The organism is Prosthecobacter sp. (assembly GCF_049294395.1).
Classification (GTDB): domain Bacteria; phylum Verrucomicrobiota; class Verrucomicrobiia; order Verrucomicrobiales; family Verrucomicrobiaceae; genus Prosthecobacter.
Genome location: NZ_JBAQCR010000364.1, coordinates 13,810 through 39,405 on the forward strand (window position 1 = coordinate 13,810; position 25,596 = coordinate 39,405).

General features: G+C 59.6%; 12 protein-coding genes. 4 read left to right on the forward strand and 8 right to left on the reverse strand.

The features are described from left to right. Positions 1–29: 29 nt before the first annotated feature. The 3 genes from WAW39_RS24535 to WAW39_RS24545 all read right to left on the reverse strand — a co-directional run bounded on the left by WAW39_RS24535 (position 30) and on the right by WAW39_RS24545 (position 6,898). Complete coding sequence (locus WAW39_RS24535; protein ID WP_422321795.1) at positions 30–4,508, reverse strand: PVC-type heme-binding CxxCH protein; 4,479 nt, start codon at positions 4,506–4,508, stop codon at positions 30–32. A gap of 89 nt (positions 4,509–4,597) precedes the next feature. After that, a complete protein-coding gene (locus WAW39_RS24540; RefSeq protein ID WP_422321796.1) occupies positions 4,598–6,094 on the reverse strand; it encodes a sulfatase in 1,497 nt (498 codons plus the stop codon). A gap of 15 nt (positions 6,095–6,109) precedes the next feature. Next, the gene (locus tag WAW39_RS24545) at positions 6,110–6,898 is read right to left on the reverse strand and encodes a 3-keto-disaccharide hydrolase (RefSeq protein WP_422321797.1); all 789 of its coding nucleotides are present in this window, start codon (positions 6,896–6,898) and stop codon (positions 6,110–6,112) included. Positions 6,899–7,009: 111 nt separating this feature from the next. Here WAW39_RS24545 and WAW39_RS24550 point away from each other — a divergent pair, with 111 nt between their 5' ends. From WAW39_RS24550 to WAW39_RS24560, 3 genes are all read left to right on the forward strand, one after another. After that, positions 7,010–8,332, forward strand: a complete 1,323-nt coding sequence (locus tag WAW39_RS24550) for a hypothetical protein (RefSeq protein WP_422321798.1) — start codon at positions 7,010–7,012, stop codon at positions 8,330–8,332. A gap of 63 nt (positions 8,333–8,395) precedes the next feature. Further along, complete coding sequence (locus WAW39_RS24555; RefSeq protein WP_422321799.1) at positions 8,396–9,667, forward strand: DUF1552 domain-containing protein; 1,272 nt, start codon at positions 8,396–8,398, stop codon at positions 9,665–9,667. 5 nt (positions 9,668–9,672) lie between these two features. Then, entirely contained in the window at positions 9,673–12,159 is a 2,487-nt protein-coding gene (locus WAW39_RS24560) for a DUF1592 domain-containing protein (protein WP_422321800.1), read from the forward strand. A 259-nt stretch (positions 12,160–12,418) separates the two neighbouring features. On the opposite strand, the gene WAW39_RS24565 is transcribed toward WAW39_RS24560, so the two are convergent. The 5 genes from WAW39_RS24565 to WAW39_RS24585 form a co-directional block, all read right to left on the reverse strand. Continuing rightward, positions 12,419–13,309, reverse strand: coding sequence for a ThuA domain-containing protein (locus WAW39_RS24565; RefSeq protein ID WP_422321801.1), 891 nt, complete (start codon positions 13,307–13,309; stop codon positions 12,419–12,421). Between the two features lie 59 nt (positions 13,310–13,368). Continuing rightward, positions 13,369–14,472 carry a hypothetical protein gene (locus tag WAW39_RS24570; RefSeq protein ID WP_422321802.1) on the reverse strand — a complete coding sequence of 368 codons (1,104 nt, stop codon included), beginning with the start codon at positions 14,470–14,472 and terminating at the stop codon, positions 13,369–13,371. 17 nt (positions 14,473–14,489) lie between these two features. Next, positions 14,490–15,788: a DUF1552 domain-containing protein gene (locus tag WAW39_RS24575; RefSeq protein ID WP_422321803.1), complete on the reverse strand. Its 1,299-nt coding sequence runs from the start codon at positions 15,786–15,788 to the stop codon at positions 14,490–14,492. A 20-nt stretch (positions 15,789–15,808) separates the two neighbouring features. Continuing rightward, entirely contained in the window at positions 15,809–18,493 is a 2,685-nt protein-coding gene (locus WAW39_RS24580; protein WP_422321804.1) for a DUF1592 domain-containing protein, read from the reverse strand. A 101-nt stretch (positions 18,494–18,594) separates the two neighbouring features. Beyond that, positions 18,595–19,563: a hypothetical protein gene (locus WAW39_RS24585; protein ID WP_422321805.1), complete on the reverse strand. Its 969-nt coding sequence runs from the start codon at positions 19,561–19,563 to the stop codon at positions 18,595–18,597. Between the two features lie 170 nt (positions 19,564–19,733). Here WAW39_RS24585 and WAW39_RS24590 point away from each other — a divergent pair, with 170 nt between their 5' ends. Then, positions 19,734–25,592, forward strand: a complete 5,859-nt coding sequence (locus tag WAW39_RS24590) for an alpha-2-macroglobulin (protein ID WP_422321806.1) — start codon at positions 19,734–19,736, stop codon at positions 25,590–25,592. Positions 25,593–25,596: the final 4 nt, after the last annotated feature.

The window sequence follows — 25,596 nt, forward strand, 5'->3', positions numbered from 1 at the left end:
AGAGCCTGATGTGGAAATTCACGAATGGCTTACTTCACATGCATCACCCCACGCATGATGAGGTAATGGCCGGGGAAGGAGCAGACGTAGGGGTAGTCGCCGGGCTTGGTGGGGGCGGTGAACTCGATGACTTGTTCTTTGCCGTGGTCGAGCAGTTTGCTGTGCCAGAGGATGTCGGGGCTTTCAGGGATGAAGCCGGTGTCGAAACCTTTGGCACCAAGGGCCATGGCCTTGATGGCGATTTCCTCGGCTTTGCCAGGATTCACCAGCAGGATGTTGTGCGGCATGAAGTCGGGATTGGCAAAGGTGAGCTTCACTTTCTTGCCGGCCTTCACGTTGAGTTCCTTCACATCATACATCATGCGCTCAGGAATGGTGGCGACGCGAATGGTGGTGAGTTCGGGCGTGTCGCTTAGGATGCCGGACTTCTTCGCTTTCTCTTCGGCCTCTGCTGCGATGACACCGCCGTGCATGGAGGCTTCGACGTTGAACCAGAGATGCTGGACCACATTCGCCGCATTGCGGGCGTTCAGCTCAGGAGACTTCTGCAACTGAGCGAGCAGCTCGACATTGCGCACGTTGTGCTGCTGATGAATCCACAGTGCTTCGAGGAGGTGGTGAGCGTCTTCCTTCTTGGTTGGATCAAACTGCTTCATCCAGGCCTGTGTTGCGGCAATGACTTCCTTGGTGTCGCGTTCGCTGAGCTCGATGTGGGTGCGATGGCGCACGCCGTCGGCGGGGTGTTTGAGATTTTCCAGCAGAGCGGGGATCGCCTGACCGTCCACTGGCACGACCTGCTGCAAGGGGCGGCCGGTGGCGGTGATGCGATAGACGCGGCCATGCGCGTGGTCGCGGTTCGGATCACGCACGTTGTGCTGCATGTGGCCGATGATGACGTTGTGCCAGTCGCTGAGATAGAGCGAGCCGTCCGGTGCGAAGACTGCGTCGCTGGGGCGGAAGTTTTTATCTCCGCTCATGAGGAAGCCGCGGGAGGTTTCTTCGGTGACGGTGCCATCGGCCTGTGTGACTTTTACGGTGAGTTCGTCGCCTGCGGGTTCTCCCCAGACAGTGCCCTTGTCGGCATCACGCTCGAGATGGTAGTGCTTCACGCCGAGGAAGCCGATGACGTTGCAGATGAGGAAGTCTCCCTGCATGGCCTCAGGGAAGTGCGTGCTGCTGACGACCTCGCTGGCGGTGACGGGGCGCACTTCTTTCTTGAGCAGTTCATACATTTTGAAGCCGTTGCCTTCGGGGCGCACCTGATAGGCGCGACCGCCGGTGCCGTCCGTGGCATACTGGTAGCCCCAGGAGTCAAATGAGGTGCCATGAGGGTTCGGTGAATTGTCTGCATGCCTGGCGATGGTGAAGCGGCGCGGATCAAAGCGATACATGGCGGAGGCCCCGGTGTTCAGCGAAGGGCCCCAGGGATGTTCGTGGTTGTGCTGCATGAACACACCGCTCTGCCAGTAGAGACCACCGTCGGGCCCGTAGATGAGATTGTTTGCGCCGTGGTGTGAGTCTGAGCTGTCGAGGCCCATGAGCATGATGGTCTGCACGTCCGCTTTGTCGTCGCCATCGGTATCCTTGAGAAAGAGGATCTCTGACTGGCGCGTGACGAGCACTCCGCCGTTCCAGAACTCAAATCCAAGCGGATTCTGCACACGGGCAAATTCCGTGGCGCGATCAGCACTGCCGTCGTTGTTGTCGTCGTGGAGGATGACCAGAGCATCGTTCATCTCCTTCAGCGGTTCCCACTTCGGATAGGTCGGCCATGCGGCAACCCACAGGCGCCCCTTGGTGTCGAACTGCATCTGCACCGGGTTGGCGATCTGCGGGAAACGCAATTCATCGGCGAACAGATGAACCTCAAAGCCTTTTTTCACCGCCATGTGTTTGATGGCCTCTTCACCGCTGATGTATTTCAGGATGCCTTCCTTCTGTGCGCTGCTGCTCTTGCTGCCGCCTCCCACGTTGGAGATGACGGGCACGGGTTTCGGCACGTTGCTGTCGTCGATTTTTTTGTCGCCACCGATGATGCGAGCCCACACGCGCTCGTCGCGGTTCGCGGTCATGACGTCGAGCATGGAAAGCTCATGCTGCAGCACGACGGCATTGGTCTGGCCATTGGTGAAGCTCAGCGTGGAACGGCTGCCCCAGACGTCGTTGCCGTCGGAGGCGTGGTAGCGGTTGTACCAGTGAAGGTCTTTGTCCATCACGGCTTCGCGCAGCGGTTCCATGGAGGGCGATGCGGTCACCTGCTTGCCGATCAGCGCCTTTGCGATGACTTCTGCGAGCTGGCGATTTCCTTCAATGGAGAGATGAACGCCATTGATGGTGAGAGGCTCCTTCGCGGCTTTGAACAGCTCCAGCGATGGGTGATACAGGTCCACAAATGCCACGCCCGCTTCTTTCGCGGCTGCCTCAGTGGCTTTCGTGTAAGCTTCGAGCTGCGCGTTGTGCACCTTGCCGTCTGGCACGTTCACATTGCGCGTGTCTTCATGCGCGATGGGGCTGAAGAGAACGATGCGTGGGAAGGATTTACCGTTCGCCTTGCTGCCCCGGGTCTTCTTCACGAACTCGACGAGCTGCTTCTGAAACTCTTCAGGCTTGTTGTCATAGGATTCGTTGTAGCCAAAGAAGCCGAACACGACGTCCGCCTGCACATGGCGCAGGTAGTCCGTCATGTGCGTCGCGCCGCTGCTGCGGGGGTAGCTGTTCGGGCGGTCGCCGCTCGTGCTCATGTTGCGAAAATGCACCTGCATGTCCGGCAGCTGGCTTTGCAGCAGGGTTTCCATCCAGCCATCGTGCTGCATGCGGTCAGGCAGGCCGTTGCCGAGGATGGCGACGACGTCACCTTTGCCAAAAGCGAATGGCGCAGGGTCTTTGTAGTCCGAAGGCACTTCGGCCAGTTCAGGTTCCTTCACAGGAGCAGCGCCGCCGCCGGAGTTCTTCTGCGCAGGCTTGCCCGGCTTGCCGTCAAAGGTGAGGTAGGTTAGTTTACTGCCGCCTTTGACATCGATGGTCATCGAATCCGGACCGGCGACGTTTTTGATCTCAAACACCGGTTTGCGAGCTTCATCAAGCAACTGGAGCGTGAAGTCGCCCAAACGGTCCGAAAAGCCCCGGCGGCTCCAAAGTCCGATCGTGTCGATGGCATGGCTGGAGCCCAGATCGACTTCCCACCATGGATTCGGCTGGTTCTCTTTCGTATGCGTCTGGCCACCCTTGCCCCATTCCGGGTCCTTGTTGCCATCAATGGCCCGTTCTGGTGCGCCGCCGTTGGTTGTGGTTGATTGTGTTGCCTTGCCGCCCTTCACCACGTTCTTGCCGCTGCTCATCACTTCGATCTCTGCGATTTGCAGGCAGCGTTTGTCACCGGGAAGCTCAATGCGCACATAGCGTGCAGGCTTGCCTGTGGCGATGGTCACCTTGGATGCTGCATCGGTCGTCGCTTTTGCCGCCGACTTCTCTTCCGGCTTTGATTTATTGGCGGCGCGCTTCGTGTTGTTGTTCGCTGGAATCTGCGAGGTGAAGCCTGCATACATCTCAGGTTTGACGCCATGGGCATAGGCACCGCCGCCAAAGGTGTTTGGCTTGAAGGGACCGACGAAGGACACATCGAGATCGGGCTTGATCGAGTCTTCCAAGCCCAGCGTCCAGAAGATGCCGTTCACGATCATGCGACGATAGCCTTCATTCGTGATGTCTTCCGATGTGCCGTACAGCGTGGTGAAGACGCGGCCCGTTTTGCCGGAAGCTGACTTGTAGGTGCGCGTCCACTCGCTGGGCATCGGCGGCTTGGTGGCGTCCGCAGGTGAATCTTGCGTCATGCCATTGAGTGGCTGGGCCATCGTCAAAATCTCGCCATCCGTTGGGTTGCCCACATAGCCGCCCGCCTGCACCCAGATGTCCTTCACACCACGGAGGATCGGATGCGCAGCCTTGTCCGGCACGATGGCGATGCGAGTGCTCTGCTTGTGATTGGTGCCGTAGTGGCCGACCCAGGTCTGACCGAGCACCTGATGGCCAAAGCCCAACTCATAGCTGGCGACCTTGCTGTCATAAGAATACTTCGCGTAGGGATCATCCTTCGTCGTCTTGAAACCATGCGTGGCCGTGCGCAGTCCGACCACCGGGCCGCCACGGGCAAGGTAGGCGTCAAAGTGCTTCATCTGCTCCGCCGGGAACTGCTGAAAGCGCAGGAAGACCACCGCGAGATCCGCCGTGTCCAGCGCCTCCATCCCCGGCATGTTCGCGACTTCGCCCGCCACGATGTCGCCTTCTTTGTCGATATCAAACAGCACGGTGCACTTGAAGCCCTGATGTTTGGCCAGCAGACGTGCGATAGCCGGCATCGACTCTTCGGAGCGGTATTCATGGTCTCCAGCCAAGAAGACGATGTGTTTTCCTTTGCCAGGCCCTTCGGTGCCTTCAAAGACAAGTGGTGCGGCGCTCGCGAAGGTCACGAGCGAGAACAGGGTGAGGAGAAGTGCGGCAGGGTTGGTCATAACAGGTTGGAACAAACGTGGAGTTGCGGTATGGTATCTCGCGGTGGGCAGTGAAACCGGACAATAAATTTTTGAGACGAGCAATATCCCTACTTGCGATAGTCCGAACCGGTGAGGCTGTGCAGCACGGACTGCTGCCAGTCGTGAAGTTCTGACTGCAGCTTTTTGGCGATGTCGGGCTGGTGCTCCAGCAGATTCGTTTTCTCGGCGGGGTCTTCAGCGAGATCGAAGAGTTCCTGTTTCGGCGCGCCCTTCTTCGGCTCATGGATCACCAGCTTGTAGCGACCGTCGATGATGGCACGTGGGCCGAGGTAATCGGCGTCGGTGATGGTGGTGTGGCGAAAGTTGCTGAAGTCGCGCGTGGCTTTGCCTGCTGCCTTTTTGGCAAGAGGTGTGGTGCCTTGCTGCAGCTGCTGGTCGATGTAGGGCTCGGCCTTGTCGAGATGAGCGGCGTCGAATTGCCAAACCCAAAGCGGCTTGGGGCGCTCGGTCATTTTTCCATCAATCACCGGCAGGAGGTCGGTGCCATCGATGGGACGATCTGGCAGCGGCTGACTGGTGAGGGCGCAGAGCGTGGGCAGGAGGTCGCTGGTGGTGGCGCGGACTTTCGCTCTGCGCGGCTGGGGAATGCGAGCAGGCCATTCGATGAGACCAGGAACAAGCACGCCGCCTTCGTAGACCTGGCCTTTCACACCACGGTGAGGGAGGACGAGTGAAGCATCTGGAGAAGTGCCATTGTCGCCGCAGTAAAAGAGCAGGGTGTTGTCGCGCAGGCCACTGGCGGCGAGATGCTTTCTCAGCGTGCCGATGGAGCGGTCCATCGCGGTGATTTCGGCATAGCGTTCGCGCAGCACTTCACCCTGCGGACGTGTGGTCGGGCCGCCGGTTTCATTGGAGGTGAGCCTGACCTTCTTGTCTTTATATTTGGCCGGCAGGTCATCATACAGCGCGAGATCTTCTGGCAGGCCGCTGTAGGGCTCATGCGGTGAGCCAAACCACACGACGGTGAAGAAGGGTTTCCCATTCTTGCTAGCGCGGTCGATGAACTTGATGGCTTCATCGATGACGACGGCGGAGCCTTCGCCCCGAATGACTTCAGGCGGGCCGCCGTTGCGCGAGAGGGACGGGTTCAGCTCGAAAAAGTTGTCGTGTGACACCCACTCATGAAATCCCATCGCGCCGGGGCTCGTCGGCGAAGATGCTTTGACCGGGCCAAGATGCCATTTGCCGAAATGGCCGCAGTGGTAACCGGCCTTGCCGAGGATTTGAGCGATCGTAACTTCTTCCGGGCGGATTGAGAAGCCGGGATTGAAGGTGCCCATGCGGTTCGGATGACGACCCGTCATAAAGCTGGCGCGCGTGGGCGAGCAACTCGGATGCGCGGCGTAGAAGTTTTCGAAGCGAAAACACGTCGCGGCCATGTCATCAAGCACCGGCGTTTTCACATGGGGATGGCCGTTGTAACCTGTCTCCTCCCAGCCGTGATCGTCACCCATCATCAGGATGATGTTCGGACGTGGCTCTGCGGTGAATGATTCCTGCGGCATGCAGCTTGCCGCGAGGAGGGACAGAAGGAGGCGTTTCATCAGAGCAGCAGTGATTCACTTCTTCGTCGGCGGCACCACAGGCCCGGTGCCTTGCGGGCTCTTCGTCCGTGGCTTCTCGATCTTCACCGCTCCAGCGGGAAGTTTTGCGGGATCAAAGGACTGCGGTTCCGTGACCGGGAGCACTTTGAGGCGGAGGTCTTTGATGTGTACGCTGTTCGCATTGCCGCGATGAAGCTGAATGGCCAGCAGGCCTGCGAGGGCGCGCTTGCTCACATCGTAGTCAGTCAGTTCGGAGGTGACCTTGCCGTTGATCTTGTGCACCAGGTGGTTTCCGCGTGCGATGATGGTGTACTCATTCCACTGCGACACATCCACCTTCACCGGCTCATGCTCGGAAAGCTTCCAGAGTGCGCCTGAGGTGTCGAGCATGACGTTGGTGCCATTGAGGCCGAAAATGCCGCGCCCTTTTTCCTCATAGGTCATGCCTGTGTGTTCGATGGCGGGATGAATGTCGATCTGATACCCGGTGATGACCCACGGGGCGACCTCGGGCAGCTCTCGGCTGCGGTATTGAATGCCGGAATTGTTGTCGCCTTCCACGCGCACGGTGGCGTGCAGTTCGAAGTCCTTCACCTGGCCGCCGCGCCAGATGAGAAAGGAGTTGTTTGGCATGGCATCCGGCCCGGTGCAGGTGCCAATGACTTCGCCATTTTCCACCTTCCAAAGTTTGGGGTCGCCATCCCAACCGGTGAGGTCCTTGCCATTGAACAGGGAGGTGAAGCCGTCCTCAGCGGAAGCAGCGACGGCGAAAATGAAAAGGGAAAAAAGTGCTGCAGGTTTCATGAGGCGTGGTGGGGAATTGGATCGGGGGGGGGGCAGGAAGAACGGGCGCTGCACTGTGATTTCTCGTCTCGCTTGCAACTTTTTCACTTCATTCCCTGTTGGTTTGCTTCCATGCGATCCCTTGCCCTCCTCTCTTTTTTCGTGCTGACAGCTTCGTTGTCTGCGCAGCAGCCGCCCTATGATGTGTTTCCTGCGGCTGATCCGCCCTACTACCGCGTGCGCTATGAGGCCTCCACCCAGCCCGGGGAATTGATCTTTCCGGTGAATTACACCGTGTGGGTTCCGCCCGGCGTGAAGTCCTTGCGCGGGGTGATCGTGCACCAACACGGCTGCGGTGAAGGCTCGTGCAAATCCGGTCTCACAGGTGCCTATGACCTGCACTGGCAGGCGCTGGCTAGAAAGCATGACTGCGCCCTGCTGGCCCCATCCTATGAGCAGCCGGAGAAGGCTGATTGCCAAATGTGGTGTGATCCCCGCAATGGATCGGATGCGGCGTTTCAAAAGGCGTTGACGGATCTCGGTGCTAAGTCCGGCCATCCCGAACTCGCCAAGGTGCCGTGGGCGCTGTGGGGGCACAGTGGCGGCGGTCATTGGGCGGGTGGCATGACACTGCTGCATCCGGATCGTGTCGCAGCAGCGTGCTTGCGCTCAGGCGTGCCGATGCTGGAGGCCAATCCGGCCCGGCCCACGATCAAGATTTACACTCTGTCTGATGCGGTCGCTGGGGTGCCGATCATGTGCAACCTGGGCACCAAGGAAGGTGTGACGGTCAAGGAAGGGCGCTTTGCCGGAGCCTGGGCTTCGAACGAAACGTTCTTCACCGCCGTGCGTGCGAAGGGTGGTCTCATCGGCGTGTCAGTGGACCCACTGACCACGCATGAGTGCGGCAATCAGCGCTATTTCACCATCCGCTGGCTGGATGCCTGCCTCACCGCAAGACTGCCGGAAAAGAGCGGAGGTGCGCTGAAGCCGATGCCGACGAAAAATGCCTGGCTTGCAGCGTTGCTGAGCACTGAAGCCGTGCCTGCTGCCAAGTTTACGGGCGAAAAAGACAAGTCCGTGTGGCTGCCGAATGAGGCGGTCGCCAAGGACTGGGAGGTCTATGTCAAAGACACCACCGTCCCCGACACCACCCCGCCGCCTGCGCCAACTGGGCTGCAGGTGAAAGACAACGTGCTTACCTGGAAGGCAAAAGCCGATCTCGAAAGCGGTCTGGCCCATTTCATCATCGAGCGCGATGGCAAAGAGATCGGCACCGTGCCGGAGCAGCCGAAGAACCCCTTTGGCCGTCCGGTTTTCCAGGGTCTGCAATACAGCGACACGCCCACCAACCCGCTGGTCGAGATGATTTTCACCGATAAAGCGCCTGAGGCCGGTAAAAAGCACCAGTATCGCGTGATCGCGGTCAACACGGCGGGGCTGAAATCCGAGTAAAAGGGCGTGTTTCCTGCTGCAACACGGGGTGCTCTGGCTACGTATTAGTCAGACCCCCAAATCATGAACAGACGCCGTTTCATTCTCCAATCTCTGGGCACCTCCCTCGCCCTGCCGGGACTACCCTCACTCATGGCTGGCACTGTGGGCGGTAATTCCGCCGTTAAGACCGCCAAAGGAGCAGGTGCCGGAGCGCGTCGGTTTGTGGCGATTGGCAACCTGCTGGGCTATCAGACGAAGCAGCTTTTTCCGACCACCAAGGGCCGCGACTATGAGAAAACCACACTGCTGGAGCCGCTCTGGGAAAATCGCAGCCAGATGACGGTCTTTCGTGGCTTGGACCATGGCGTGAAAGGCGGGCACTTTGCAGTGCATTCGTTTCTTTCCGGGGTGCTGAACTCCGAGGCGCAAAACCGCCCGGATGGCAATGTGACCATCGACCAGTATCTCGCGGACGAGATCGGCTTCGAGACGCGGTTTCCTTCGCTGACCGTCGGCTCGGAAGGCGGCATTCACGGCGGCTGCCAGATCGCCTGGACGAAGTCGGGCGTGCGCGTGCCTCCCGTCACGAATCCGTCGCAGTTGTTTGAGAAGCTATTCGTCAGTGACTCCACGGAACGTCAGGCACGCCGGGTGCAGGAAAACCGGGTACAGTCATCCATTCTCGATTCGGTGATGGACGAGGCCAACCGCCTCTCCAAGCGGGTCAACAAAGAGGACAAGGACAAGTTGGATGAGTATCTCACTTCCGTGCGCGATGTGGAGAAGCGCCTGGAACTGCGCCAGCGCTGGGTTGCCCAGCCGAAGCCCAAGGCCCCTTTTGACAAGCCCGCGAATCACAACGCCGTGGAAGACCTGCCGATTCTCTATGAGCTGATCGCTCTGGCCCTGCAGACGGACAGCACGCGCATCGCCACGCTGGAAATCGGTGGTGACTTCATGCCGCAGCATCTCGGCATCAAGAAAGACTGGCACGGCCTCTCCCACCACGGCAATGACCCGGAAGCCATCGCGAGCCTTATCACGCTGGAGAAGTATCAGATCGAGCACTTTGGCAAATTCGTCACACGTCTCTCGAAGATGAACGATGGCGACCGCACGCTGCTGGACTCCACCACGGTTCTCTTCGGCAGCGGCATGGGCGATGGCAATTCGCACAAGAACTCCGACCTGCCCGTGATCCTCGCGGGCGGCGGCTACAAGCACGGCGAATTCCGCGAAGTGCCGCGTGAGGGCATCAACAAAGTGCCGCTCTGCAATCTCTTCGTGGACATCGCGCAGAAGATGGGTGTGGAAACGGAGTCCTTTGGCAACAGCACCGGGCGTTTCGCGTGATGAGCATGATGGCTCCGACCACGCGTCTCAGCACGCTGCTTTGCTTCGCGTTCCTTACCACTGCTAAGTCGGCTGACGAGGCACCCAAGATTGCCCAGCAGTTCCTTGGGAAGTACTGCCTGGAGTGCCATGACGCGGATGTACAAAAGGGCGATCGTGCCTTTGAGAAGTTTGCGCTGCCGCTGAAATCCGTCCCTGATCTCATTGATGCGCGTGACATCATCGACCAGCTGACCTTGAAGGAGATGCCGCCGAAAAAGGCGGATCAGCCCACGGATGACGAGCGCCTCGCCATGATCCGCGCGTTGCGCGAGGGCACGGTGGCCGCCTATGGCAAATTTCAGAGCACTGGCAGCCGCACGGTCATGCGTCGCCTCTCCAGCCGCGAGTATGAAAACACTCTCGCCGTGTTGTTTGGCCGCCGGGTGGATACACTGGGCCTCACCGCCGATTTCCCGAAGGAGAAGACGAGCCAGCACATGGACAACATCGGCAAGTCACTGGTGACTTCGGGCTTTCTCGTGGATCAATACTTCCAGTCCGCGAACCGCCTCGTCGAGACGCGACTCGGCAAACCGGCGACCGAGCCGAAGAGCTGGCGCTTCAACAGCCACTTCGTGCAATACGAAGAGCTGACCGGCTCGCACAAGTCAGCCTTCAACTTTCGCTACCTCTGCCTCTACGAGCAGCCGAACACCGACACCCGCCAGGGCGGCTACGGCCACATTGAGGACTTCAAGCAGGGGGTGCCCGTCTCCGGTCTTTATGACATCGAAGTGGAAGCCGCCGCGATGCACCGGGACACTCACTACGATCCCACCATCTTTGGCATCGATTTCTCTGAACCCTTCATCCTCGGGGTCGTGCCGGGAGATGTCACCAAAGGCCACATTCATTATCCACAGGCCATTGAGCCGCTGCTGGCCAGCACCGTGGTGCCGGACAACACGCCCACCTGGTTCAAATTCCGCGTTTGGCTGGAGGCCGGGCAGACACCGCGCTTCATCTTCCCGAACGGTCCGTATGAATCCCGTGCCTCGGTGGTGACGATCAACAAACGCTACAAGGACGAGTTCAAGGCGGATACGGGATCCTCCGGCGTCGGCCGCGCCCACATCTTGCTGGAAGGCAAGCTGCCGCACATCCGCATCAGCGAGATCAAGATCAACGGCCCGGTGCCCGAGAAAAACGGTGGTGCCGAGGAAATTGCAGTGTTTGGCAAAGACGGTTTTCAGGCAGAGCACGCGATGGAACAGCTCCAGGCTTTTGCCGAAAAAGCGTACCGCCGTCCGCTCACCGATGCAGACCGCAAGCCCATCCGCGCTCTTTACGACAAACGGCTGGCCGAAAAAGCCTCACCGCGCCAGGCCGCGCTTGATGCGCTGAAACTGATCCTCTGCTCCCCCTCCTTTCTCTACCTGAGCGAAATCACTGAGGAGTCCGCGAAAGCGCTGAGTCCCTACGATCTCGCTTCGCGCCTTTCCTTTGCCCTTTGGGCTGCTCCGCCGGATGAAGCGCTGCTCGCCTCCGCGAAGTCAGGCAAGCTCACACAGGATGCCGAGCTGAAAAAGCAGATCCAGCGCATGCTGTCCGATGAACGCATCAGCGGCTTTGTGAACGGCTTTCTGGACAGCTGGCTGAACCTCCGTGAACTCGGCGGCATGCCGCCGCCGCGCGAAGTGGTGCGTGCCTACTATGCGGAGGACCTTCCCACCTCCATGAAAACCGAGGCCCAGCTTTTTTTCCGCGATCTGCTGAAGACCAACGGCTCCGTCATTCAGTTCATCGACTGCGACCACAGCTTCGTGGACAAGAAACTGGCCAAACTCTACGAACTGCCCGAGCAGAAGACGCTGCGCCTGGCCGATGGCTTCCAAAAGGTCAGCCTCAAAGGCAATGCGCATCGTGGCGGTCTCATGGGCATGGCTGCCGTGCTCACCGTCAGCGCGAACGGTGTCGAGACCTCGCCCGTCACGCGCGGTGTGTGGGTCACAGAAAACATTCTGGGCGTCCCACCGCCACCGCCGCCGGATGTGGTGCCCGCCATTGATCCCGATGTCAGCGGAGCCACCACCATTCGCGACCGCCTTGCCAAACACCGCGCCGACGCCGCCTGCGCCGAGTGCCACCGCAAGATTGATCCACTCGGTTTCAGTCTCGAATCCTTCGACCCCGTCGGCCGCTGGCGCAGTACTTACCCGAAGACCAATAAAAAAGCCCCCGCGCCCAGCATTGACACCACGGGCGAATTCCCCTCCGGCGAGACCTACACCGACTTCGCCAGCTTCAAGAAACTCATCCAGGACACCCGTGCCGATCTTTTCAGCCGGCACCTGATCCGACAGATCCTCACCTACACCACCGGCCGCACCATGGAGCTCAACGATGACTTCATCATCGACAAGCTTCACGACAAAGTGAAAAAGCAGGGCCTCGGCCTGAACACTCTTCTCACCGAGTGCCTGATGAGCGAGGTGTTTCGCTCGCGGTAACCTTGATAGTAAAACGAACGTCCGTGTTTGTTCTCCCGCCTGCGGGCATTCAATCAACGCGTCAGCGTCTTGGAGTGCGGTGGCAGAGATGCACGGCGCAAGCCTGCATCATCGACACCGCTTTCGCGGGGTATTGAACATTCACAGTTCCCATCCCGCCGTCCGGCCTGCGAAAGGCGGCGTCGCGCCCAGGCTTGCCGCACGCACTCCAAGACGCTTCGCACTCGCGTGAGCGCTGGAGTAGCCGGATCTTGGCTTCCTACTTCACCGCTGGCGTCGCAGCCGCCTCAGCCTTCACCTTCTTCGGCGGCGCCACACGAGGCGTCAGAAAAGAATCAATCAGCGCCTTGTCCGCCTCGCACTTGGCACCTGCTGCCGGAATCTCCACACCCGCAGACCAAAGCACCCCATTAATCACCAACTGGCGCATGCCTGCCTGCTCCCAGGCTGAGTGCGCATCCAGTCCGCTGAAGCTGAAGGAACGCCCGCCGCTTGGGCGGTCGTAAGTCCACGCCACCACATCCTTGTCGCCACCTTCGGGCGAGCCCAGCTTCTCTTTACCGGACCAGACCAGCGGCGTGATGCCCTTCATCTCCGCTGGAAATTGAAAATGGTTCAGCCAGCCGTCATTGATCTTCCACGGAGTGACACCGCTGTTGATGGCGTGCTTGGGAAAGGTGTCATGCACGCTGTCCCAGTGGCCGCGACTTGAGAGCGCATTATACACACCACCAATCCAGTTCATCGACTGCTGCGCAAACGCCGGTGTGAACTCCACCGCCTGATGAATGTTCACCAGTCCGGTTTTGCCATCCGCCATCTTTTGCACGGTGGCCACATGCTCCGGTGAGGCGAGGTAGGCCTGCTTGCCGCCGCCATCGGTGTAAAAGACAACGGCAGCCGCGCCCTCAAACACCTTCTCATCGGCAGGCCATTCTTCGTTCACCAGCACCGCATCCACTCCCGGTGTCTGCTTCAGCAGCGCCTGCATCAGGCGGCAGCCGCCGAGGTAATCATGATGCCCGACCTTGTCCACCTCCTTCACCTTGCCGGCGACGAGGACAATTTTGACGCTGTCAGCAGCCCAAGAGGAAGAAGTGCACAGGCCTGCAGCAGCGAGAGAGAGAAGAAAACGTGAGCGGGAAATCATGGTGGGTAGGTGGAAGGCAGTCTAAACGAACGCACTCACCGGGAAATGTCTCCCAATCTTCACGGCCGGGTGATCTGGCCATCGCGCTGAAACATCTGCCAGTCAGCAGCATAGTCGGCATTGATGAGCCAGGAGGCGGTGGCTTTATCCCCAGAGAATGTGGCGAAGGGTGCCGTGGCCAGGGTTTGATAGCCGCCCTGCGTGACATCCCAGTTTTTGCCGAGAGATCCGCTCTCAACTGCTAGAGCAGTGAGCTTCACCGGACCTTGGAGTGGGTCCACATCCGCAGGAACTCGGGCAGCGAAAGTGTGCCGCAAGAAGGAGAACACCAGCGGCCAGGTTTTGTCACCGGGGCCGTGGCCTGTCTTCGGTTCGACGGCATAGTTCCACAGCGCGTTGTGCTTCTTCCTCATGGCTTCCACGACACCCATGTTCTCAGCTTTGGAGGGGCGGGCGAAGAAGTCATCGACCTCGCCGAAGATCACCAATCCGGGGATTTGAGCCGCACCGGGTTGATAGACTTGATACGTGGTCCCCGGCCGCATGGAAACCCAGCCCCAGACGCGGCTGCTTTCAGCGGAAAAAATGGCAGAGAAGCCGGTGCCGTTTGAGTGGCCGTAGAGAAAAAGCGGCGCATTTTCGAGCTCAGGGTGCTGGGCTCTTTGCCCGAAGGTCTTCAGCCGCTCATAGAGCAGGCTCCGTGGCCAGAAGCCGCGCTGCATGGGATTGCCCACGAATTTGAAAATCGCGAGATGCAGCTGGCGGGCGATCTTGCGCAGCTCTGGATGTTTGTAGAGCGCCTCGCCGCTGCCATGACCGGACATGACGACGATCCCCTTGGCAACGGTGGTCTGCTCTGGCACCCAGAGGTCAAACTTCACATCCTCCTTTTTGCCTTCGCCTTTTTCCTTAACGGCCTGCTGCCATTGCTCATCGGTGAGCTTCCAGTCCCAGCTTCTTTCAACAGCCTGCTGCGGCGAGGGCGTGCCCCATTTGGCTTCATCGAGCACACCATCCCAGTTCTTCTGGCCCTTCACCTGAGTGTTGCCCCGCACCCAGCCGAGGCTGTGGCACTCGGGCAGTTGCAGCGTCTCAGTGAGCTCAATGTCAGCGGCGTGGAGATTTGCCAGCAGCAATGCGGCGACGAGAAAAAACGGCTTCATGAAATGGGTGAGTGAGTCTAGGCGATGAGCTCTTTCAGCACGCCGGAGCTGTCTCCATGGCGCTCGACGTTCACGCCCAGACCATGGAGGAGCGTCAGCCACGCATTGCACAGCGGCGTGTCTTTCGGCGCGACGATGTTGTGGCCCAGCTTGATGCCTGCGCCACCACCCGTGAGCAGCGTGGGGCAGTTGTCCAGGCTGTGCTCGGTGCGGATATTGCTGCCGTAGGCCAGGGCAATATTGTCAAAGAGACGGCTGCCGTCGGCTTCCTTGGTGGCTTTGAGTTTGTCGATGAATCCCGCGAGCAGATCGCTCTGCGTGAGGTCGCGCTGCTTGGAAGCTTCCAACTTTTCACCCATGGTCGAGTGGTAATGGCTCATGTCATGCGGGGCCACCTTGATGCCGATGCTTGTGAGCAGCGTGCTGACCGGCTGGCGGTAGGTGAGCACACGGGTGCTGTCTGTCTGCATCGCCGCGAGCATGATGTCATACATGATCTTGATCTCTTCTTTTCCAGCGAGGCCGGGGGCTGGCTCAGGAATGGGTGCCTTGGGCTGCGGCACGCCGATCCACTGCTCGTCCTTGCTCAGACGTGTTTCGATGTCGCGGATGCCCTGGAAGTATTCATCGAGCTTGCCCTTGTCCGTTTTGCCAAGGCCGCGCTGCATGACGCGGGCATTCTCCATCACCGTGTCGAGCACGCTGCGCTTCTGCGCCAGCATGGCTTTCTGCTGCTCGATGGGCATGGTGTCTTTGGAAAAGAGCCGGTGGTAGGCTTCCACGGGGCCCTTGTGCCCGCCAATGGGTTTGCCGCTGACATCCCATGCCATCGAAAGCCCGGGGCCATGCCCTGAAGCTTCAGCGTTCTCGCTACCATTAAGCTGCAATGAGGCAAAACGCGTGTCGAGTCCGAGCTTTGCCGCCGCCACCTGATCTGCGGAGATGCTGTTGTGAAAGTTTTGTCCCGGCTCGCCAAAGCGATTCGCCCCCGTGAGCCACATGGTGCTGCCCCAGTGGCCGTCATTGCTGTACTTGTTCCAAAGCCCCTGCACGACGCTGAAGTCCGCCTTGTGCCGTGCCAGCGGCTTCAATCCTTCAGGCAGGGTGTAATCCGCACCGGGTTGTTTGATGTCCGGAAACCAGCTCTCTGTCGTGATCCCCCAGCCGAAGCCGAGAAAGACCAGCCGCTTTGGTGGAGCTGCTGGAGCAGCCGCCGAGGCAAAGCGACGGAAGCCGAGAGACTCCAGTGCCGGCAGGGCAATGAGCGCGGTGCTGGATTGAAGGAAGTGGCGGCGCCGGATGGGTGAGGTGCTCATGATGCTTTTTCGTTGAGAGATTACTTCGTATGGAACTCCTGACTTGCGACCAATGCGTGAATGAACTCGCGAATGGCGAGGTCTTTTTTACCGGCCTGCTGAATCATGCCGGCTATAAGTGGTTGATCCCGGAAGCCCGGCGGACGGCCCATAGCAAACTCAATCAAGGCCTCGCTGAAGCTGCGGGCAAAGGCGTCTGATTTGGAGGCGATGATATCGCGCAGCCCAAAGAAGTCTTTGAACGCCGGGCCTTTGTAGAGCGCGGCGACGGCTTCGATGGTCCAGGTCTTTTTGCTCTTGGGATCGGGTTTGCCGTTTGCGTCGATGGCCATGTAGCTGTCTTCGGTGCGCCACTGTCCGGCTGCATCGAAGTTTTCCAAGCCAAAGCCGATGGGGTCGATCTTGCGGTGGCAGCTGGCGCACTGCGGGTCTTCCTGATGCGCGAGCAAACGCTCATGCGTGGTGAGCACTTTGCTGGCGAGGCGCGTGATCGCAGGAACGTTGGCAGGGGCGGGTGGTGGCGGATCATGCAGCAGTTTGCGCAGCACCCAGGCGCCGCGTTCGACGGGGCTGGTGCGCTCACCATTGCCACCCATGAAATGGATGGCCGCCATGCCGAGCAATCCGCCACGTGGCGAGTCTCTGGGCAGTGACACTTTTTCATAACCATCTCCCCTCACTCCCGGGATGCCGTAGTAATGGGCGAGCACGCGGTTGATCATCACGTAATCAGACTTCAGGAGGTCGCGCAGGCTGGCGTTGTTTCGCATGATGTGCGCCATGGTTTCATGGATTTCCCCTTTGGCCGCGACCTTCGTGCCGGTGTCAAAGCGCGGATACAGTGAACGATTGACCTCAAAAAAATCGATCCGATCCAGCCCAAGCCACTGATGCGTGAAGGCTTCGAGGAAATCTGCGGAACGCGGATCATTGAGCAGGCGTTCCGTCTGCGCGGCGAGCACCTCCGGCTTTTGCAAATCACCATTCCGTCCCAGATCCAGCAGCTGCTTATCAGGCGGTGCGCTCCAAAGGAAATAGGACAAACGGGTGGCAAGTTCCATTCCCGTCAACTGCCGACGCTTTTCGTCTGGTGTGGGTTCCGCGAGGTAGAGATACATAGGCGATGACAGCACCACGGCCAGCGCCTCTTTCAACGCCGCGCTGTGCTTGTCACCCGCCTTGCGACGCACATCATAGAGGCTGAGCAGGCGGTCAATGTAGTTTGCCGGTGGCGTTGTGCCACGGAATGCCTCGGTGGCAAACCGCTCCAACGCCGTGCGCAGTTCGGGCGCGGCAGGCGCAGGAGATTTGTCATCCAATGGAATGCCAAGTGCTGCAATGCCGGGCGGCTTGGGTTTGTCGACTTTCAGCACACGTTCCACTTCGATCCAGTCCACCCACAGCGTCAGCTCCGGCCCGATGCCATTGCGCTTCACCGCCTCAGCACGTTTGCGACCGCCTTCTTCATTGGTATCCCAGCTGCCCTTTTCACGCACAAACAGCAGCCGGTTCTCCCGCGTCATGTTGCTGCGTGTCAGAGTCAGCGGAATTTCGATCACCTGCGGCTTTTCGATCGTGCCCGTGATTTCATGGGTGGCCATGACACGACCCGTCCGGGCATAGATGCCGAAGTCGAGGAAGCGCCGCTCCGGTGGGGCATCCTTGGTCGCTGCGGCCTTCACGCGCACGATGTAATCGCCCACCGGCCAGTCAAACGGCACCAGCAGCTCGATGTAGTTCACGTTCAGCTCCGCCGGATGCCGTGTCTGCGTGCCTAGATAGGCCCCCTGGTCCACAGCAGGCTGCGCCATGTAATACTGGTGATACTTCAGCCAGCCTGCGCCCAGTGAATCGTTGGCCAGATCGGCGTCGTTTTCGCCCTTCTTGTCGAAGCCAAAGGTGCGTGGGTTCGGTGCGCCGGGAATCCGGGCCCATTCGCGGCGGAAGATGCTGTCATTCTTCGACTCCTTGCGGATCTTCGCGACGATGTCCTTGTTCTCAGGCTTGGCCGCTGCTTCCTCCACTGCTTTGACCCAGCGTTCCGCTCGGGCTTTGGCATCGATTTGATACTCCACAAACTTCTTCACGATGGGCGTCGTCGTCTCCGCTTCGTAGTGCAGCTTTTTCTCCACGCCTGCTGCTGCCTGCCACGCAAACGCTTCCTCCACCGCCTCGCGTCCCAGCAACTGGTATTGCTCAAACTGGTTTGCCGACATGAATAGGTTTGCTCCCACCGTATCAAAACCACCCGCGCCGCTGTCTGCGGGAAGGTCGGATACATTGACGTCCACGCCCAGCAGCTCCCGCAACGTGTTCTTGTATTCACGACGGTTCAGCCGCCGCATGGTGATGACACCATTCTGATCTCCCAAAGTGCGCCGCGCCGCGACCATCACATTCGCCAGATCATCGAGAAAATCGGCCTTCGCGGCATTGGCCGGTTGTTTCTCATCCTCCGGCGGCATGTCGCCCGAGTTCATCTGATTGAGCACCTTCTGCCACTTCTCCGCCGTTTCGATGTCCTTGATCTCAAATGGAAGATCATCCACGCGGAACTTCCCTTTCTGCTTTTCCGGGCCGTGGCAGGAAACACAAGTCTCCTGAAACAATGCCTTGTGACGTTGATCCATCACAGCGCGGTCAGCGGCGTGAGCGGGAGAATAGGCAGACAGCAGGGCGGCGAGGAGCAGAAACGGACGGTTCATCAGGGGAAGAAACAAACGCAGTGGGACGATCAATGTATCTCGCCATCAGCGTCAAAACCGGACGAAAAAACGCTGCTTCAAATCAATCAGAAGAGGCCCCGTCACGGTTGCACCACCCACAGTCGCGCGATGCCAGAAGGCTGAAACTTTTCTCCACTGGCGGTCAGTTCGAGAGTGACCTGAGTTTGGCGGCCGTTTTTCCCGAGCGTGGAGACTTTGCCGGTGATGCGAGCGGCAGTGGGCTTGCGATCCACACCTGCAGGAGCGACCTGGACGGTTGTGCCTTGTTTGAGGCGTTTGATCTGCTCCTCGCCTTCGTTGAAGAGCGTCAGTGTGAGCTGGGTGCCGCTTGATGCATCGACGTAGCCAGGAGCACCTTCTTCGAGGATTCGCTTAGCGTGCACGGCCTTCTGCTCCGCCTGAAATTTGAGTAGCCTTTCGTCATCGAGAAAGACTTCCCAAGCCATGCGGGTTTTGCCTTTGCCTATTCCGTGCGTCTTGGTGCGGAGTTTATCTCCGGACTTGATGTCGCTGAATTTCGCAGGCTCCGCTGCTTTCCAAAAGCGGGTGTCTTTATCGGTTTCGATTACGACGTTCTTTTCACGCACGAAGCTTTGGTCAGCGTTTGCCCACGTGCAGGTGAGTTTGCCCGCTGCGGCGTCGATCTGGTCCACATAGAAGTATTCCTTGTGGCCGTTCATCATGTTCATCTCGTCCTGGATGTAGGTGAGCCAGACCCACTGCTCTTTTTCATCCACATGCAGACGGAAGATGGCGCGCTCGCCCGCTCTGAAATCCTGCAAGTCACCGAGCGTGGCATGGTGCAGCAACTCGGCATACGGCATGACGGTGAAGTTCATCACTTCGTCGTTGCTCTCGTTGCGAAACTTGCCGGTTCGCGTGACGAGGTCCAGGCTGATGAGCTCGCCCCAGATGCGGCGCATTTTTTCAAACGGGATGATCACCTGGCCCGGTGTGATCACAGGGATGGGCTTGGCCTGAGGCGTGTCCGCGGCAAGAGCGGAGAGGGACAGGGCGGCAAGGCTGGAGAGCAGGGTGCGATGGGGCATTGGCCAGTCATACGGCGCTGCGAGAGAGTTCATGCAGCACCCCCGAACTGTCGGGGGAGGCCGTGCGGGAACCTGGATAGAATCAAGGGAATAAAATTCAATTTTTGGCTCAAGATTCCCCGCGCACGGGAAAGCCGGTCGATTACTCTCAGTCACCAATTTATACATATATGTCCGACTCCTCCGGTTCATGGGTTGCGCGCTTGATGCGTGCTTTGTTTGGGCAATTTCACTACCAGCCGCCTAGTTGGGTGCCTCGTCTTGCCTCTGCGGCGGATGACCAGGCACGGAAACATCCGGGCTGCTATGCTCTCGCCATCGTGATCACCGGGCTGATGTTTCTGATCGTGCCGCAAGTGCGCCATTATAGAGAAGCGCATCGGCCTCGCCCTCAGGTGCGCACTGAAGTGCGTGAGGCAAAGGGGCTGCTCCTGATGCCGGCGCTCACACCGATCATCAAAAACAAACCGCAGCCACAGCCGATGGCGGTGCAGTTTAATGTCTCGGTGGCCAAATTGGAGGTTGTGGGCAAAGCGGCTGCCGGCGTCACACTCACGCCTGCGCATTCTGGCGTGTGGACATGGAGCACCGACAAGCTGCTGGTCTTCACTCCAGCCAAGGACTGGCCAGCTGGTCAGGAGTACACTGTGCGGCTTGATCCGGCACAGCTGCCCAAGGAAGTGGTGGTGAAAGAACCCGTCTGGAAGGGGAAGACACAGCCGCTGGTGCTCTCAGTGACCAGTTCAGAATTTGAGATCGATCCACGCGATCCTTCGATGCAAAACGTCGTGGTGGGTCTCAGCTCAACGCATCCGCTCGACAAGGCGCAGATCGAGCAGTTGGTCTCACTGGAGGTGGTGGGTGGCGCGAAGATCTTCGACTGGAAAGGGCAGAAGCCGGATGCGCTGTTCTCGGTCACGGAAGGAAAGCTCCAGCGCGAGTTCTGGATTCGCACCGCGCGGATCCAGGTGCCGGCGAAGGAGGACTTCGTGAAGATCACCCTGCACAAGGAACTCATCAGCACGGTCGGCGGCAACTCGCTGGCGGCCGACATCATCTCCAAGGTGCGCGTGCCAGACGTGGACAGCGGCTTCAAGATCGCCGATGCAAACACCGAGATTCTGAAAGCCGATGATGGCGAGCCGGAACAGTTTCTGTTCATCAACACCGAGGGCTATGTCACGACAGAGAATCTGCTCAAACATCTCGGTGTCTGGCAGGAGCCGCCGAATTTTCGGATCACGGATGTGAATGGCCGGCGCGTACCTCCAAGGGAATATGATGTGACGGAGGATGTGCTGCGGCAGTATGCGCCCGTGTCATTGAAACCGGTCGAGCTGGAGCTGAGCGATGATCACCCGGCGACGACGCGGCATGCATTCAAATTTCTCACGGAGAAGCAGGGGCGGCTGTTTGTGCGCATCACGCAGGGAGTGGAGGCGCTGGGCGGCTTCCGGCTCAGCCGGGAGTTTCGCACCTTTAAATCAGCACCACGCTTCCCGAAGGAAGTGCAGTTGCTGGGCAAGGGCGGCATCCTGGCTCTCAATGGCGAACGCAAGCTGTCGCTGCAGTCACGCGGCGTGCCGTTTCTGCGGGTGAAAATGGCGCGTGTGCCTGCTCGGCAGGTCAACCACTTGGTGGTGATGACGGAAGGCGACTTCGCCAATCCCTACTTCACAATGAACGACAGCTTTGATGAATCCAACATCGCCCACTTCCTGCGCCGTGTGCAGCCGGTGGCGATGAAGAACGAATTTCAGGCCTGCTACTCGGTGATCGATTTCGCCAGCGCCTTGCAGGCGCCGGATCCCGCCGATGCGGATGCTTCGCGCGGATTGTTTTTCCTCACCGCGGAAGGCGTGCAACCTACCCCGGAAAGCAAGAAGACCATGGAAGGCGATGCCGTGGAGGACGATTGGCGGGTCATGGGCCAGGCAACGACAAACCGCTTTGTGCTCGTCACCGATCTGGGCCTGATGGTGAAAACGAACGCAAACGGCTCGCGCGATGTGTTTGTGCAGAGCATCCAGAGCGGCGAACCGGTGAACGGCGCTGTGATTACGGTGATGGCGAAAAACGGCGAGTATCTGCTGCAGCAAACCACCGCCGACGGTCATGTGCTGCTGCCGGACGTCAGCAATTTTCAGCGGGAGAAGCGCCCTGTGGCCATCGTCGCCACGCTGGGCAATGATTTGTCCTTCCTGCCGTTCGAGCGCCCCGACCGCCTGCTGGATTTTTCGCGTTTCGACATCGGCGGCGTGCAGGCATCGGAACAGGAGGCGCTGGAGGCTTTCGTGTTCACGGAACGCGGTGTGTATCGTCCCGGAGATGACATCCATGTGAGTGCGGTGCTCAAGCGCCGTGACTGGGCCGCGGGCCTCGCGGGGCTGCCTCTGGAGATGGATTTGGTCAATGCGAAGGACGAAGTGATCGACACCCAGAAGATCGTGCTGTCCGCGGACGGCTTCATGGATGTGAAGATGAAGACCGATGAGTCTGATCCCACGGGCCGCTACATTGCGCGGCTGTATCTGGTCAAAGGCATTGATGCGCGCATCCGTCTTGGGCAGAGCTTGTTCAAGGTGGAGGATTTCCAGCCGGATCGCATGAAGATCGATGTGACGCTCACCGGCAACGAACTCGCCGGATGGCTGCAGCCGAGTGACATCAAGGCGGACGTTTCTCTGCAAACCTTGTTTGGATTTCCGGCAGCGAAGCGTCTGCTCAAAGCGCGCATGGAATTAAGCCCGGGGGCTTTCGCCTTTGCGCAGTTCCCCGATTTCATCTTCCATAACCGGCTGCCGGAAGCGGAAGACACCGAGGAGACGGAGGCCGGCCAGAAGATCAATCTCGGCGAGCAGAAGACGGATGACGCTGGTACGGCGCAGTTTGATCTGGCACTGGAACGTTTCGACAAGAGCTGCTTCCAGGTGAGCCTGCTGATCGAAGGCTTTGAAGCCGATGGCGGACGCAGTGTGCGCAGTGGGAAAAACTTCCTCGTCGCCGCGCTGCCGTACGTCATCGGCTACAAGCCGGATACCAAGCTCGACTACCTTGGCAAGGACACAGCGGCCAATGTGCGCTTCATGGCGGTGGGACCGGATTTGAAACCCTATGTGCCGAAGGATCTCATGGCGCGTCTGATTCAGATCAAACACGTGTCCGTGCTCACCAAGCTGGAAAGCGGCAGCTATGCCTATGTCTCGACGCAGCGTGAATCCATGGTTTCGGAGGCCCGTTTTTCTCTGCCGGCGGAAGGAGCCAGTTACGCGCTGCCTACGAATGCGGCGGGTGAATTCCGCCTCGAATTGCGCGACCCGGAAAACAACGTCGTCTGCGCCACAGCATTCACCGTAGTGGGCAAGGGAGACCTGGACCGCAGCATGGAGCGTGATGCAGAGCTGGGCATCAAACTGGCGCGCGGCACCTGGAACAGCGGTGAAGCTTTGGAAGCGAGCCTGAGCGCCACCTACACCGGCGCGGGCCTCATCACCATCGAGCGCGAGCGCGTGCTCGGCTGGCAGTGGTTCAAGGCGGGCACGACCTCGAGCGTGCAGCACATCACAGTGCCAAATGACATCGAAGGCTCCGCCTATGTGAACGCCTCCTTTGTGCGGGCGCTTGATTCGAAGGAAATCTTCACCTCCCCGCTGAGCTATGCGGTGGAGCATTTCGTGGCGAATCCCGACAAGCGACGCATCGAGGTGAAGATCGACGCACCTGAAAAAGTGAAGCCGGGGGATGTCATGAAGATCGGCTACCAAACTGCGAAGCCATGCCGCATCGTCATCTATGCCGTGGATGCGGGCATCCACCAGATCACGGATTACAAGCTGCCGGACCCGCTCGCCTACCTGAACCGCAAACGCGCGCTCGAAGTCGAGACAGAGCAGCTCATGGACCTGATCCTGCCGGAGTTCTCTCTCATCGCGCAGAACAAGGCCTTTGGGGGCGATGCCGACAAGCCGCTGCGCCTGAACCTGAATCCGTTCAAGCGTCGCAAAGAACCACCAGTGGTGTTCTGGTCGGGATTGATCACCGCAGGCCCCGAACGCCAGGAAGTCAGCTACACGGTGCCGGATTACTTCGCCGGCAAACTCAACGTCATGGCCGTCGCCGTGGCTGAGGATGCGGTGGGCCGCGCTGAAACGAGCAGCATCGTGCGCGGCCCGCTGGTGCTGACGCCCAATGTGCCGTTCTTTGCCGCGCCGGGAGATGAATTCACCGCCTCGCTCACCGTGGCGAACAATCTCGAAGGTGCAGAGGCGAATGCGCCGATCAGCATCGTGGCGCAGGTCACGCCGCATCTGGAAGTGATCGCCACACCGCAGGGCGCGGTCAATGTGGCTGCTGGCAAGGAAGACACGGTACGCTTCCGCATCCGGGTGAAAGAGGAACTCGGCGGGGCGGAGATCACCTTCAAAGCGGAAGCCGCCGGTCAGGTGGTGCTGCGGCGTGCCACACTGAGCGTGCGGCCTGCTGCGCCCTTCATCACCAACGTGCAGAGCGGTTACTTCCGTGAGAAGACGCATGAGGTGAAGATCACACGCGAGATGTTCCCGCAATATCGCAAACTGAACGCGAACGTGTCCGCCCTGCCGCTGGGTCTTGCGCGTGGTTTGGAGTCCTACCTGCACGAGTATCCCTATGGCTGCTCCGAGCAGATCACCAGCCGTGCTGTCTCACGCCTGCTGCTGGCGAAGGAGGTAGACTTTGGTTTTGATGCAGCCGAGTCCGCACGGCAGCTGGATGATGCCTTTGCCCTGTTGCGCAGCCGCCAGAATTCCAGCGGCGGCTTTGGCTACTGGGATTCAGATGCCGATACAGGCATGGACTACCTGTCGGTCTATGTGACACGCTTCCTCACGGAAGCGCGTGATGCAGGGCATGCGGTGCCCTCCGCACTGCTCGAAGGCGCACGCAATCGCCTGCAGCAGATGGCACGCAGCCAGGTGGACAGCCTCGATGACGCGGCCATCCAAGCGGCGGCGATTTATCTGCTCACTCGCCAAGGCGAAAACACCTCCACCTTTGTGCTGAATCTGCGCGACAACCTGCGCCAGAAACATCAAGAGGCATGGCGCGGCCATCTCACCGCCGCGTATCTCGCAGGCACGTATGCACTGCTGCAGAAGCGCCCGGAAGCCGTGGTGCTGATGCAGGACTACTGGGCGGCGGTGCGCAAAGGCAAGGCGCTGGGAGCGTGGAACGGCTGGTACTATCTCGATCCGCAGGTGAGCCAGGCGGAGGGCTTCGCCGTGGCCTGCAAGCACTTCCCGGAACTGGCTGGAAACTTTGGCTACGATGATCTCGCCATTGTCACCGAGCCGCTGGCACGCAATCGCTTCAACACCATCAGCGCCGCCACCACGATTCTCGCGCTCAAGGCCTACTCGGATCTCGCCAAGCAATCGGGCGTGCGAGTCTCACTGACTGAACTGTCCCGCGCAGGCGGCACTCCCATCCCGCTGGTGCCGGAAACCACCGGACTGATCCAGAGCAGTTTCAGCGCGCAGGCGGGTGGTCTGCGCTTCGGACTCGCGCAAGGCGGCGGTCGCGATCTGGGTGCGTTTTATCAGGTGACGGAAGCGGGGTTTGACACTGGCCTGCCGACTCAGCGCATCGCGGATGGCCTGGAAGTGTTCCGCGAAATCATCGGAGCAGACGGCAAAGCGGTGGCGAAGCTCAAAGTCGGTGAAGGTGCGCTGGTGCGCCTGACCGTGCGCAATGTTTCTCCCAATGCGCTGAGCAACATCGCCGTGCTGGATCTGATGCCCGGAAGCTTTGAGCTGGAACCCAACGGACTCAAACCCGGACGCGGGACGATGCCGGGAGCGGACTACGTGGATGTGCGCGAAGACCGCAACGTGTTCTTCTGCCGCCTGCGCAAGGGTGAAGTGAAGACCTTCAGCTATCGCATCAAACCCATCGCCGCAGGCAGTTACGTGATTCCGCCGGTGTTCGCCGAAAGCATGTACGATCGCGGCACCAAAGGACGCGACGGCGGCGGGAAGGTGAATGTGGAGTAACGGC

Bases quoted from the DNA above. Each gene is read 5' to 3' on its own strand.
- WAW39_RS24580 (WP_422321804.1), bottom strand. From the start codon at position 18,493: ATGAACCGTCCGTTTCTGCTCCTCGCCGCCCTGCTGTCTGCCTATTCT.
- WAW39_RS24590 (WP_422321806.1), top strand. From the start codon at position 19,734: ATGTCCGACTCCTCCGGTTCATGGGTTGCGCGCTTGATGCGTGCTTTG.
- WAW39_RS24550 (WP_422321798.1), top strand. From the start codon at position 7,010: ATGCGATCCCTTGCCCTCCTCTCTTTTTTCGTGCTGACAGCTTCGTTG.
- WAW39_RS24560 (WP_422321800.1), top strand. From the start codon at position 9,673: ATGATGGCTCCGACCACGCGTCTCAGCACGCTGCTTTGCTTCGCGTTC.
- WAW39_RS24565 (WP_422321801.1), bottom strand. From the start codon at position 13,309: ATGATTTCCCGCTCACGTTTTCTTCTCTCTCTCGCTGCTGCAGGCCTG.
- WAW39_RS24540 (WP_422321796.1), bottom strand. From the start codon at position 6,094: ATGAAACGCCTCCTTCTGTCCCTCCTCGCGGCAAGCTGCATGCCGCAG.
- WAW39_RS24570 (WP_422321802.1), bottom strand. From the start codon at position 14,472: ATGAAGCCGTTTTTTCTCGTCGCCGCATTGCTGCTGGCAAATCTCCAC.
- WAW39_RS24535 (WP_422321795.1), bottom strand. From the start codon at position 4,508: ATGACCAACCCTGCCGCACTTCTCCTCACCCTGTTCTCGCTCGTGACC.
- WAW39_RS24585 (WP_422321805.1), bottom strand. From the start codon at position 19,563: ATGCCCCATCGCACCCTGCTCTCCAGCCTTGCCGCCCTGTCCCTCTCC.
- WAW39_RS24555 (WP_422321799.1), top strand. From the start codon at position 8,396: ATGAACAGACGCCGTTTCATTCTCCAATCTCTGGGCACCTCCCTCGCC.
- WAW39_RS24575 (WP_422321803.1), bottom strand. From the start codon at position 15,788: ATGAGCACCTCACCCATCCGGCGCCGCCACTTCCTTCAATCCAGCACC.
- WAW39_RS24545 (WP_422321797.1), bottom strand. From the start codon at position 6,898: ATGAAACCTGCAGCACTTTTTTCCCTTTTCATTTTCGCCGTCGCTGCT.